Annotated in this window: 10 protein-coding genes; 4 read left to right on the plus strand and 6 right to left on the minus strand. The window is 46.2% G+C overall.

Annotated features, from left to right (window positions below; translation table 11 throughout):
• The first annotated feature begins 119 nt into the window (after positions 1–119).
• On the plus strand, positions 120–761 hold the full coding sequence (locus ROR01S_RS26415; RefSeq protein ID WP_073972314.1) for a recombinase family protein: 642 nt from the start codon (positions 120–122) through the stop codon (positions 759–761).
• 384 nt (positions 762–1,145) lie between these two features.
• Here ROR01S_RS26415 and ROR01S_RS26420 read toward each other — a convergent pair whose 3' ends face one another.
• Positions 1,146–1,610: a hypothetical protein gene (locus tag ROR01S_RS26420; RefSeq protein ID WP_073972315.1), complete on the minus strand. Its 465-nt coding sequence runs from the start codon at positions 1,608–1,610 to the stop codon at positions 1,146–1,148.
• A gap of 215 nt (positions 1,611–1,825) precedes the next feature.
• Between ROR01S_RS26420 and ROR01S_RS26425 the strand changes: the two genes are divergently transcribed.
• Both ROR01S_RS26425 and ROR01S_RS18455 read left to right on the plus strand, forming a co-directional pair.
• Positions 1,826–2,110, plus strand: coding sequence for a helix-turn-helix domain-containing protein (locus ROR01S_RS26425; protein ID WP_073972316.1), 285 nt, complete (start codon positions 1,826–1,828; stop codon positions 2,108–2,110).
• 263 nt (positions 2,111–2,373) lie between these two features.
• Positions 2,374–3,672: a putative phage abortive infection protein gene (locus ROR01S_RS18455; protein WP_064359757.1), complete on the plus strand. Its 1,299-nt coding sequence runs from the start codon at positions 2,374–2,376 to the stop codon at positions 3,670–3,672.
• A 195-nt stretch (positions 3,673–3,867) separates the two neighbouring features.
• Here the strand turns inward: ROR01S_RS18455 and ROR01S_RS18460 are convergent, their stop codons facing one another.
• Positions 3,868–4,272: a hypothetical protein gene (locus ROR01S_RS18460; RefSeq protein WP_064359758.1), complete on the minus strand. Its 405-nt coding sequence runs from the start codon at positions 4,270–4,272 to the stop codon at positions 3,868–3,870.
• A gap of 315 nt (positions 4,273–4,587) precedes the next feature.
• Positions 4,588–6,084, minus strand: coding sequence for a recombinase family protein (locus ROR01S_RS18465; protein WP_064359759.1), 1,497 nt, complete (start codon positions 6,082–6,084; stop codon positions 4,588–4,590).
• Positions 6,085–6,118: 34 nt separating this feature from the next.
• Here ROR01S_RS18465 and ROR01S_RS18470 point away from each other — a divergent pair, with 34 nt between their 5' ends.
• Positions 6,119–7,714, plus strand: coding sequence for an ABC-F family ATPase (locus ROR01S_RS18470; protein WP_064359760.1), 1,596 nt, complete (start codon positions 6,119–6,121; stop codon positions 7,712–7,714).
• Between the two features lie 406 nt (positions 7,715–8,120).
• Here the strand turns inward: ROR01S_RS18470 and ROR01S_RS18475 are convergent, their stop codons facing one another.
• From ROR01S_RS18475 to ROR01S_RS18485, 3 genes are all read right to left on the minus strand, one after another.
• Positions 8,121–8,369 carry a hypothetical protein gene (locus ROR01S_RS18475; RefSeq protein ID WP_064359761.1) on the minus strand — a complete coding sequence of 83 codons (249 nt, stop codon included), beginning with the start codon at positions 8,367–8,369 and terminating at the stop codon, positions 8,121–8,123.
• Between the two features lie 144 nt (positions 8,370–8,513).
• Positions 8,514–10,880 (minus strand): glycoside hydrolase family 31 protein, encoded by a 2,367-nt coding sequence (locus ROR01S_RS18480; protein ID WP_064359762.1) that lies wholly within the window; start codon positions 10,878–10,880, stop codon positions 8,514–8,516.
• Between the two features lie 14 nt (positions 10,881–10,894).
• Complete coding sequence (locus ROR01S_RS18485; protein WP_015584831.1) at positions 10,895–12,196, minus strand: MFS transporter; 1,302 nt, start codon at positions 12,194–12,196, stop codon at positions 10,895–10,897.
• Positions 12,197–12,519: the final 323 nt, after the last annotated feature.

The following is a 12,519-nucleotide window of genomic DNA, read 5'->3' on the forward strand; positions in this document are numbered from 1 at the left end:
CTGAATAAATTGTAATGTAAATCGATGATTTTACATGAAAGCCATGAGTAATACTCATAAAAGTAATATGTACATATTAGTTGTGACTGATTATAATATCTAGATTTGGGAGAGATTATATGACCGTTTATGCATACACTCGAGTTTCAAAAGCTGAATCTGAGAATGGCACTACTGATAATCAGATTCATTTGATTCGTTCACAACTGCATATTGATATGGTCTTTTCTGATGTCAATATCTCAGGTTCAATGCCTTTCACCGAACGTCCAGAAGCAAAAAAACTTTTAAGCTGTCTCAACAAGGGTGATACCGTTGTTATAGCAAAATTAGACAGAGGTTTCCGAGATACTACTGATTGCCTGAACACAGTAAACTTATTGAAAAAGAAAAAAATACTTTTAAAAGTATTGGATATTTCTCTGGATCTATCTTCGCCTATTGGTGAAATGATTCTCACTATAATGGCTTCAGTTGCAACTTTTGAACGAAAAAGAATTGCAGAACGAATTAAAGACGGTTTCAGTGCTGGTCGCAGCAAAGGGAAAAAGTATGGCTATAATAATAAAAATACAAAAGCAGGAGTGATAAAGAGAAACTCAAAAAGACAAATCGAAACTCTACAACGGTACGAATCAATACTGGAATGCCTTAAAGGATTACCCACCGAAAAAACATCTGAACGAGTTATGCTTGCTCATCTTGAGCAAGCCGGGCATCCGGTGAGTAGAAATACTTTGCGTAAGGTTTTGGGTAAATGATAGCTCACAAAGCATACAGTTTGCTTCAAGAAAAGTATGCTATCATGTGTATAATGGGTTTCAAACCTAAATTAACTAAGAATATATCTCGTTTAGTAAATGCTTTAAATAATCAGTGTTATAATGAATCTAAGTTCTTACTACTAATACTAACTAACCAGAAAAGATAGATAGCAGCTTGCTGCTTACGCCGTAGGCGTAATATTTTATGACTATTATTAAATGCTTTAAACAATCAGTGTTATAATGAATCTAAGTCCTGACCACTAATACTAACTAATTAGAAAAAGATAGATAGCAGCTCGCTGCTTACGCCGTAGGCGTAATATTTTATTATCTAATTATATAAAATAGATGGGGCGATGCCCCATCGTTATCATAGAGTTAACGGCAATTACTTAAAGTACCAGTATGAGTAACCCTACCATTCGCATCAAAAATCGTCACAGAGCCTTTTCTGGTTCGTTTATTAATGGTTAATGAAGTAGCTCCTGTATCGTCTTGCTCTTCAAAGTGATATTCAGTAGCAGTTTGAGTTGTTTCAACACCTGTACCAAAGGTTGGTACAGTCACTTTTTTCCAGGTTCCTGTCTGCTCGTTCGTTAGTTTTCCGTTGCATGTCCAGCGTGGATTAGCCGGATCTCTTCGTGCATTCTGTTGCTCCAGAGCCTCTCGATTTCTTATCGCCTGTTCTATCTCTGCTCTTGGGCTGAAATTCATCAATCTGTCGATATCAGCCTGTGTTGTTTGCGCACTCATCGCGATTGATGGAAACGTGAATAGCAGAGCCAGAGTCAGTTTTGGAGAGAAAATTGATTTAGCTTTGCGGAAAATTTCTATTTGTAACACGTTGAAAACTCCTTGTATAAGATTTGTTAAAACCATGCCTTTAGTGTTCTAACTAGCTTGTTTGCAGAGGTGTTGTCCACCGAGTAACACTAGGTACTCAGTGGACAATGACACAACCTGCATATAGTTTCGTATTGAAATCAATACTAAGTAATTCTTCGTAAATTGTACACCAATAAAAATCATAATCAGCGTAATTCATTGGGGTTAGTACTATGCTGATTACACGGTTGAAAGAAGCCCGGCGACGAGCAGGGCTGACTCAGGAAAAACTTGGTATCCTTGCTGGGTTGGATGAGGCTTCTGCTAGTACAAGGATTAACCAGTATGAAAAGGGGAGGCACGCGCCAAATTTCGAAACAGTTTGCAACTTGGCAAAAGCATTAAATGTGCCTGTTTCTTTTTTGTACACGCCTGAAGATGATTTGGCCCAGTTTATACTTATGTTTGGTTCTTTGAGTGAATCTAAAAGAAAAGAAATTTTAATAAAATATAGCTAAGGATCTGTGGATTTACTTGTCATAAACTGATAGAAGAACTAGGTTGTTAATTACTTAAGTTTTTATTTTATAGTTTGAACTTAGTCTTGTTTTCGTGTTTCTTAGTTGAGTTACTATCAAAATTGATTGTATATTTAGTATGGTAATTTGGATGTTAATTATTAGTTAGTAATATAGACCGGAGTTTTAACAAGTTTCTAGCGGAAAAATGAAAATTCAAAATGACTTGTTGTTATAATAATTTTATATGAGCCGGGTTTCTTATGGATGACTTAATCATCTCAATATTTTATTACATTGTTGCTATTTTGAATTTTATCTGGGATCACGGTAGTGCTTTGATTGCAGGATTCGCGGCGTGGGCTACTTGGCGCGCAGCGAAAGAAGCATCCCGCAGTGCAGATATAGCTCGTCAGTCGATGGAGAAATCAACACATTTAGCTAATAAAACATTAACTGAAACACAAAATTTCAACAACAAGAATAGCTTTGAGAACCACTATACATTATTATTAGAACAGCACAATTTATATCATCAACAACTCTGTAACCATATTGACAGGAAAGGCAGTAGAGATGAACCTAATGATATGACTGCTCTATTTGAGAATGCTATTACTCCTGGTTACTTAGATAACACGTTGGACGTTCTGACTGGCCACCAGATCGTTAGTCGCTACATGCGTACTTTGTACCATCTACTTAAATTTGTTGATGAAGCATTTTATATAAAAGATGATCTGCGACAGATGAAAAATTATACATCTCCGCTGCGCTCTGCTATTCGTAATGATGTGCTTTATCTGATAGCGGTAAATGCTCTCAATGTTCAAACTAATAGAGCTAAACAGTCTGGCTATCCGCGTTATCAGAAGCTACTTCATAAATTTGATTTTTTTGAACATGCGGTATTCTTTTTCCCTACAGAACCAAACCGGTTTATTCTTACGGTTGATGAAATATCACTTATCCACTCAAATCTTTCCTTGAATTCGAGTGATTATATTGAACGTTTACGCGAAAATCTCCTTAAGGGGGTTTTTGATCCTCCTCCGTTGGAGATTAATTCACCAGCTGTACTTTGCCTTATTACATATGACAACTTTCTAAAAGAAAGTATGGGTCGTGCATTTGGCTCGTTAGATAAAAAAATGATATCTGATCTTGAAAATGTTATAGAAAAAATGATGTACATTTATGAAAGTAGCTATGAGAGGATTAAATGCATCCACTCATGGGAATACCAAAAAGGTAATGGTGCACAATGGCAGAACTGTACTAAAAAATTCATATGTAAAATAGAACATGATGTATCTATAGGTAAAAAAAATATATATAATAATTACTCCTTTAGAGATCCTAGAAAAACTGATGAAAATAACTCTTTTATAAGAGGTGAAACTGTAATTGACTTGGTTGGATATCTTATTCGTTATAGATATTTTTATCAGAGTGTGGTGGCATTTGGGGGGCGGGATAAGCTCGCGGAAACATTGAGATGTAAATTTATCCAGAAGATAAGATGTTCTGAATCAAAAATGTCTCTTTATAAAATATCATGAAAAATATAGTTATAATAAAATCCGATATAAATAGTTTTGTTTTATTTTTATAAAAAATTGAATAGAATTAACTATAATATAAATCCTCTGGGTTTTACAGTTTATTATTTTCTTCGAGTTATTTGTTCATGAAGGCTTAGAATTTAGGTTAAATATAAAATGATATAATTTCAGGGACCTTTTGGTCCCTTTTTGTTATAACTGGTCAAGCATTTTTTCAAGTTCGCTATCGCTAATTTTGATAAGAGGGGTGAATTTGAAACTCTCCATTGATCTTACTTCATTACCAGCGAAGTATTCCTTTTCTGAGTTTGCTTTGGCATTCCATTCGTTAATCTGTTCAATGCTTATGTTGTTATTCTCAGTACAGAATATTTGGAACATAGCACTATCCAAATGTTTTTTATCTTCTTCAAGATCGTAATGTCCAGCCTCATCAATAAAAAAACAATGGGGGATAAAATTTTTTTTGTTAGCATCTTTAAATGCGAAAACTGATTCTTTCCAATCGCCTTTATCATCTTTCCAACCAGAACGAATAAGATCGCATGGGCATCCTTCTTCACAATCATGTTCATTTAAATAATATTCATTGTTCATCTTCATTCCTTTCTCTAGGGTTAAGTACTAACTCTTGCAGCGCTTCAGTATCTGACTTGAACACTATTTCACCATTATTGACTGGGGAATTCTGATTGTGCCCATCTATCGTGCTAAGTATCAAGTGTGAACTCAAAAGGCCGTTTGTCTTCCAAAAATTATTCTCTTAATAGGTTAACTGGTTCAGGTTTACTTAGTATATAAACTAAATGTTGTGTTTCTGTTGATTGATTTTTTGCATATTCATTAAATACTTCTTTGCTATTATATTATACTAATTACTGCAATGGATAAAAACAATTTACTTCCAATATATTATACTTCCTCAGTTTGTGATTTAAAGAGTTCAAGTAGTTTTTTTGTATCAGAGATGAAGCTAATTTTCTCACCATCCCAAATGAAGCTCTGAGAGTGTTTGTTTTTGTACATAACTTTTACTCTCCATCTTTTACCAATATTAAAGACAATTATCTGCTCGATTACTCGTTTAAGCATCATGTTCAGTTCTTGTGGATCTTTAATTTCCTGCAACAAGTTAAAGTCAAACGCCTGCTCTGAGATAATCATACTGTTCTGTTGCTTAATGTTTTCCTCAAGTCCCTGTAGTTTTTCCTCAAGATTGTTAATCGTTTGAATTACACTAATAGGGATTTTGGATAAGCTGATAAGCATATCATTTAGCTCCTGAATCTTTGCTTTCACAGAGTTACGTTCTAACAGTAACGTCTCATCAATATTGGTCTTTTTCTCAAGTTTGAGTTCCTTCATTATCTGATAGAGTGCTATTTCTATTTTTTTAAAATTCTTCGTTACGTTGCATTTTCCATCTCTTGCGTTAGCGCAAACGTGATATTGATATGTTTTCCCCGAAACAACATGGAATTTTCTTACAAGAGCTCCTCCACATTCATGCTTTAATATTCCGGTAAAAGCATTATGTTCAGATTTATATCCGGGTTTATTCTGTTTCTGATCAGACTGCAAAAGCATAAACTCTTCTTTGCTAATAACAGCAGGATAATAATTCTCTACAATATCAAGTAGAATAACTTTCCGATCTTTAGTCGTCTCTGATGTCTGATATGCACCATAAAGTGCAACCGAATTTATTGTTTTTCCAACAGTTGTATGATTCCAACCGGCAGAACGTAATGGTTTATGACCTTCGTTGTTTAACGTTTTAGCGATTTTGTTTGTTCCAAGTCCTTTCCGTCGTAACTCAATGATTCTTTTGACCGTATCAAACTTATCACTAAAAACAAACTTATTTTGTTTTCGTTCTAACCAGAAAGGCAATATTTTGTTGATAACTTCACCGTTTAACGCTCGTTGTCGCTGTTGTCCTTTCGTCTCACGTAGACGCTGAGACTTTTTCTCAGATTCTTTATAAGCAAGGTCAGCAGCCAGAGCGATCCTGATTACACTTACGAGGTCATTGGTAGATTCCCGGTTTAGTAATAGACCATCGACCAGCGAAGCGATAAAGACGTTGTTTTGCAGAATCGACTTAATGATCTGTTGAGTCACGTCGATACCTCTACGACTCAGACGGTCTAGTGATTCAATGATGATGGTCGAACCTTGTTCTATCTGACCTATCTCAATTGCCTCAAGCATATCACCGAGTGAAGGTCTGTTTCCCTCTTTGAATGCTGAGATTCCGAGGTCTTGAAAGTTCTTATCTGATAGAATCAAATTATTCGCATGTGCGTACTGTTCAGCAAGTTCAGTTTGGCGTCTTACAGAATCGCCTTGTTCTTGCTTCTTTGATGAAAATCTTATGTAAGAGTATGCTTGTCCGTTTTGTTTCATAACCACCTCAGTAACTTACAAGAGAGTATCAATTTTGCTTCTTTGCAACAATATCACCATGCAGTTTGGCAGTAAGCCGCTGTTCGAAAACATCTCCGTCAAATTTGGCGGCGGCAACCGTTACGGCCTGATTGGCGCCAACGGTAGCGGTAAATCCACCTTTATGAAGATCCTCGGCGGCGATCTTGAGCCGACGTTGGGCAACGTCTCTCTCGATCCGAACGAACGTATCGGTAAACTGCGTCAGGATCAGTTCGCCTTTGAAGAGTTCACCGTGCTGGATACGGTCATTATGGGCCACGGCGAGCTGTGGGAAGTGAAGCAGGAGCGCGATCGCATCTATTCTCTGGCGGAAATGAGCGAAGAAGACGGCTATAAAGTGGCCGACCTCGAAGTCACTTACGGTGAGATGGACGGCTATTCTGCTGAAGCGCGCGCCGGTGAACTGCTGCTCGGCGTCGGGATCCCGGTTGAACAGCATTACGGCCCGATGAGCGAAGTGGCGCCAGGCTGGAAGCTGCGTGTACTGTTGGCGCAGGCGCTGTTTTCGAACCCGGATATCCTGCTGCTCGATGAACCGACGAACAACCTGGACATCGACACCATTCGCTGGCTGGAGCAGGTGCTGAACGAACGTGACAGTACCATGATTATCATTTCGCACGACCGTCACTTCCTGAACATGGTCTGCACCCATATGGCCGATCTCGACTACGGCGAACTGCGCGTTTATGCCGGTAACTACGACGAGTATATGACCGCCGCGACCCAGGCTCGCGAACGCCTGCTGGCCGACAACGCCAAGAAAAAGGCGCAAATTGCCGACCTGCAATCCTTCGTCAGCCGCTTTAGCGCGAACGCCTCAAAATCTCGCCAGGCGACCTCCCGCGCCCGCCAGATTGACAAAATTAAGCTGGATGAAGTAAAAGCGTCCAGCCGTCAGAACCCGTTCATCCGTTTTGAACAGGATAAGAAGCTGTTCCGTAATGCGCTGGAAGTGGAAGCGCTGGCGAAAGGTTTTGACAATGGTCCGCTGTTCAAAGGCGTCAATCTTCTGCTGGAAGTGGGTGAGAAGCTTGCCGTGCTGGGGACCAACGGCGTGGGTAAATCCACGTTGCTGAAAACCCTGGTGGGTGAGCTGGAACCGACCAGCGGCAGCGTAAAATGGTCTGAAAATGCGCAGATTGGCTACTATGCGCAGGATCACGAGTACGAATTTGAAAACGATCTGACCGTCTTCGACTGGATGAGCCAGTGGAAGCAGGACGGCGATGACGAGCAGGCGGTGCGCAGCATTCTCGGTCGTCTGCTGTTCAGCCAGGACGATATCAAAAAGCCCGCTAAAGTGCTGTCCGGTGGTGAAAAAGGCCGCATGCTGTTCGGTAAGCTGATGATGCAAAAGCCGAACATCCTGGTCATGGATGAACCGACTAACCACCTGGATATGGAATCGATCGAATCGCTGAACATGGCGCTGGAGATGTATCAGGGAACCCTGATCTTCGTTTCCCACGACCGCGAGTTCGTCAGCTCTCTGGCAACCCGCGTGATCGAAATTACGCCGGAGCGCGTGATCGACTTCAGCGGTAACTACGAAGATTACCTGCGTAGCAAAGGTATCGATAACTAAGTGTCTGCGTTCCCGGCGCGCCTGCGTGCCGGGATAACGTTGTTCAGCGCCACCCTGCGCTGAATCTCTCCGCTGCAATCCGCCCTGCATTCAGACCCCTTAATTTACTCATCTTTCCTGCACAATACTGTGAATAAATAGCCGCTGAATTATCTGTTGCAGGAGGGGGCCATGAGCGCGTTTTCGCTGAGTGATTGCGTGGCTGAACCCCGTCTTCTCTGAATCTGAACGGGGTAGCGTGCAATGATTATTGTTCTGACTTTACTGAGCCTGGTGCTTTACTGCGTGCTGATTGGTTTTCTGATTGCTGCGGTTTGAGGGGGACGGCCGCCCGGCGGTACGACCTGATGAGCCGGACAGGTTCGCGACAGCGGCCGCCCGGCACCAACCGAAGAGGCAGGGCAAGTTAGTGGTGATGGACGGCGGCGGCAGGGGCCGGGAAACCGCGGGAGGTTGGCGCGGTACCGGTAAATGTCCCGGGGCTATAGGCCTGGGCGATCGCCGCATCGTTTTCATCAGCGGCAAAGCGGCTGATGGCGGTGGTTTTGGCCGCGGCGGAGGGCAGCGGCATTTCAGGAGAGGGTTTTTCCTGAAATGCCAGTGCGCTGGTGGAACATAACATCAGCCAGACAATAAGAGCGTTCGGTAGTTTCATCGTCAGAGGTCCGGATCCAGAGAAGGGGCACTCTTACGGTATAACCGACGCCTCAAAAACGCCACGCCGCCTTACAGTTATGGCGTAGTTAGTTACAGCTGGACATCAATTAGCGGCCCTTCCCGACAGGGAAGGGCTCCGGGACTACTTCAGGCGCCATTCTCCGGCTTCTTCACCATTTATCAGCAGCTTGCGCTTTTCACCGGCGGGTAAAGTCACTTTCAGCGCATGCCAGGCCGGGCAATAACGGCCGCGAGGGGTTAGCTGCAGGCGGATGGTGCTGGCGTCGCAGGCCATCTCCCACGTCAGCCACAGCGCATCATCCTCTTTATAGCCCCAGCTTTCGCCATCGTCCTCAAACAGCAGACCCTGCGACGACCCCACGCCTTTTAGCGGGTATAGCTTCAGCTCGCGCCGATCGTCTTTTGTCGCGCTGACGTGGGTGATGCGTTCGCTGAGCGGCAGGCCGGCTCCGGCGCGGACCAGCAGCGGCAGATGTTCCAGCGGCGCATCTCGCGTTATCCACTGGCCGCCGGAGAACCACTCCCCGCTATAAAAATCGTACCAGCCGGAGCAGTTTTCCGGCAGCCACACCCGGCGTTGACGCTGGTCCGGTTCGACGACGCTGGCGACCAGCAGATCGCGCCCCAGCAGGAAATCATCGCACTCTGCAAAGGTTTGCGGATCGTGCTCATGATCGAGGAACGTCGGTCGCAACATCGGCTCATCGTCAGCGTGGGCCTGCCACAGGAGCGTATACAGATAGGGCAGCAGACGATAGCGCAGTTCAATCGCGCTGCGAATCGCCGGGGTCACGCCCGGATACATCCACGCCTCGTTGACCGTCTGGTCATCGTTCCATGAATGAATGGTAAAGCGCGGGTGCATCACGCCATTCTGCACCCAACGTACGAACAGCTCGGCATCCGGTTTATCACCGGAAAAACCGCCGACGTCGTGGCCCACGTTATATAAGCCGGATAAACTCATCCCCAGCCCCATGCGGGTGTTATAGCGCAGGGTCTCCCAGCTGGTACGGTTGTCGCCGCTCCAGGTCTGGACATAGCGCTGCATTCCGGCGCAGCCGGAACGGGAGATCAGATACGGTCGCTTGTGTGGCGCGAAACGCTGCTGGGCTTCCATTGAGGCGCGCATCATCAGCAGCGGCATCACCGGGCGAATATGCTTGATGGCGATGTGCTGGCCAAAGCCGTGACAGCGGGCCTCGCCATCCCAGACTTCAAATTCGTTATTATCATTCCAGGTGGAATCGATGCCCATCTCCAGCAGCTGGCGGGTAACGCCGTCCTGCCACCAGGCGACGGTTTGGGGATTCGTGAAGTCGAGGTGCGATCCTTCGTCATCCCAGAAGCTGGAGCGTTCCGGTGCGTCGGTCTCCGAGTCGCGAATAAATAATCCCTTTTCCGCCACTTCGCTATAGCGCGGATGGTCCTGCAGCAGACAGGGTTTAATATTGGCCGCCAGCTTGATGCCGGCGTCATGGAAGCGCTGACTCATCACTTTCGGCTGCGGTACCTTGTCGTAGTTCCAGTTAAACACGTAGCGCTTGCCGTTGATCGAGGTGTAGCCGGAAGAGAGCTGAAAAGAGTCGCAGGGAATCGCATGCGCTTCACACAGACGGATAAAGTTCATCAGCTGATTTTGCGCATCCGGCGCGTCGGTGTAATGCATGGTGGAGCCGCTGTAGCCGAGACTCCACTTCGGCCCGAACAGCGTTTTGCCGGTCAGGCGAACAAACGCTTTGGTGACGTCCAGCGCCCGTCGGCCGGTGAACAGGTAGTAATCGATATCGCCCGCTTCCGCCTGCCAGCGGCGATAGGCGGTGTGGTAGTTATCAATTTCATTGCCCAGATCCAGCCAGCTGCTGCTCAGGTTATCGTAGAACAGGCCGTAGCTGATGTCGCTACGCTGGGTGAGGGTAAAGGGGATATGCTTGTACAGCGGGTCGGTACTGACGGCGTTATAGCCCATCGCATCGAGATTACGCATTTCATAGCGTTTACCGTTGCGCTGAAGATCGCCGGCCTTCTCGCCAAGGCCATAGAATCGTTCGTCCTTGCGGCGGCTCAGATAGTGTGCCGCGCCGTCGCCGTGGGCGTTGAGCAGATAGGCGCTGGTGGGGCGGTCATTGACCAGCGGGAGCCATTCGCCGTCGTCATGACGATAGCTCCATTCCAGCCACAGCGGCTGGTGAACGGTGACGCGCAGCTGCCCGGTGGCGACCGTCAGGCTGTCAGCGCGTTGTTCAAGCGTCCACGCGGGCAGACTAAAGCCGCTCAGATCCTCGCGAGGACGTCCTTCCCACGGCACGTCCTGCTGCGGTGCAATGCTCCAGGTACGGTCCAGCGCCAGCTGACCTTTGCGCTTTAGCAGGACGCGGAACAGGTTCTCCTCCAGTACATACAGGCACAGCGTGTGCTGCCCGTCGATAGTTAACTCAACGTGATGAGCCAACCGTTGGTGCAATGTCCAGTGTTTCAGCGTTTTCATCTTTGTATCCACTCTCAGGCGCGTTTGGCGCGACGTTCAGCAATAAATGCCACCAGGAAGATGGCGCCAATCAGGTCAAAGAACCCCATGGCAATAAACAGCGGGTTGAAGCCAATTTTGTCGGCAGTCACCCCGATTAATAGCGAGAACAGGAAGCTGGCAATCCAGGCCGCGGAACCGCGCATCCCGTTGACGGTTGCCATCTGGCCTTTATCAAACGACTCCACCACCAGCGCGCTCAGCATGCAGGAGATGATCTGGTGGCCGAAGCCGCCGATGGAGATCAGCACGATGGTGATATAGGGGTCGCGGGTAATGGCAACGAGGGCCAGCGAAATCATCAAAAAGGCGCCGGTCACCGAACTGGCGACGACGGCGTTAACCCGGGTATAGCCGAACCAGCGGGTATACAGTCTGGTCAGATAGCCGCTGACGACGCTACCGAGGTCGGCGGCAAGAAACGGCAGCCAGGCGAACATGGCAATCTGTTTCAGATCCATGCCGTGCTCTTTAGCAAGGTACAGCGGGACCCAAAAGCTCAGCACGGCCCAGGCCGGTTCGGCCATGAACGCCGGAATCGCGATACCGTAAAAACGCTTGTTTTTCGAGACGGTTTTTAACGCGGTGAAGAACGGCAGCTTAACGGCCGGCGGCTCATTGTCCTGACGAATGAACGCCAGCTCGCTTTTGTCGAGGTTCGGGTGTTTTTCAGGGTTGTGATAAAGCGCCCACCACAGCACGACCCACAGCAGCGCCAGCACGCCGGTGAACATGAACGCGCCCTGCCAGCCGAAAGAGGCGTGGGCGAAGTAGATAATCGGCGGCGCCAGCATCGCGCCAATCGAGAAGCCGACGCCGGCCCAACCGGCGGCGATTGGACGTTCCGATTTCGGGAACCATTCGCCGATAGTTTTGGCGTTTGCCGGCGTGGCGGCGGCTTCCGCACCGCCCATAAAGAAGCGCAGGATGGCCAGGTGCAGCCAGCTACCGGCACCGGCATGAGCGATACAGGCAACGGCCCACAGGGTGGCGCAAATCATAAAGCCGAGCTTCAGGCCGATGACGTCGATAAGCCAGCCGCACAGCGGCTGGAAAAGGGTGTAGGCCAACTGAAAAGCGCCGACAATCCACGAATACTGTTCGGTGGTGATGCCGAGCGAGACCTTCAGCTCCGGGGCGATAATCCCCAGAGAGTTACGTGTGATGTAGTTGACGGTAACGCCGAGCAAAAAAAGGACCAGCATCCACCAGCGTAAATTTTTTATCACCCGCCGGGATTTGCTGGCGGCGATATCGTTGTTGAGGCCTTGACTCATAGAACTCTCCACGAGGTTTTTTTAATGTAGGGTAATGAGCGACTCGCACCACGAGTTGTCATACCGGTTCCTGTAATAGTTTGAATAATATTGTTTTATTTCTTCTTATATCCGGGTAACTAGTATGGAAGCTATCGGACCAATTCAGGTTAGGCGAGAAAATCGGCGGGCAGTAGCGTTATTTATGAAAGTTTTTTCATAAGATGATGAAATGCTCACTGAAGAGGCAAACATTTACTTGATAATCTGGCTTTGTCGATGATGAAAATTCTTTCATTTTGAAGATGGAGCTGGATCACAAAATGGATAAAAAGCTCAAAATA

Source organism: Klebsiella ornithinolytica NBRC 105727 = ATCC 31898, assembly GCF_001598295.1.
Lineage (GTDB): Bacteria > Pseudomonadota > Gammaproteobacteria > Enterobacterales > Enterobacteriaceae > Klebsiella > Klebsiella ornithinolytica.

Coding starts and splice junctions, on each gene's coding strand:
- ROR01S_RS26415 (WP_073972314.1), top strand. CDS start 120: ATGACCGTTTATGCATACACTCGAGTTTCAAAAGCTGAATCTGAGAAT.
- ROR01S_RS26425 (WP_073972316.1), top strand. CDS start 1,826: ATGCTGATTACACGGTTGAAAGAAGCCCGGCGACGAGCAGGGCTGACT.
- ROR01S_RS18455 (WP_064359757.1), top strand. CDS start 2,374: ATGGATGACTTAATCATCTCAATATTTTATTACATTGTTGCTATTTTG.
- ROR01S_RS18460 (WP_064359758.1), bottom strand. CDS start 4,272: ATGAACAATGAATATTATTTAAATGAACATGATTGTGAAGAAGGATGC.
- ROR01S_RS18465 (WP_064359759.1), bottom strand. CDS start 6,084: ATGAAACAAAACGGACAAGCATACTCTTACATAAGATTTTCATCAAAG.
- ROR01S_RS18475 (WP_064359761.1), bottom strand. CDS start 8,369: ATGAAACTACCGAACGCTCTTATTGTCTGGCTGATGTTATGTTCCACC.
- ROR01S_RS18480 (WP_064359762.1), bottom strand. CDS start 10,880: ATGAAAACGCTGAAACACTGGACATTGCACCAACGGTTGGCTCATCAC.
- ROR01S_RS18485 (WP_015584831.1), bottom strand. CDS start 12,196: ATGAGTCAAGGCCTCAACAACGATATCGCCGCCAGCAAATCCCGGCGG.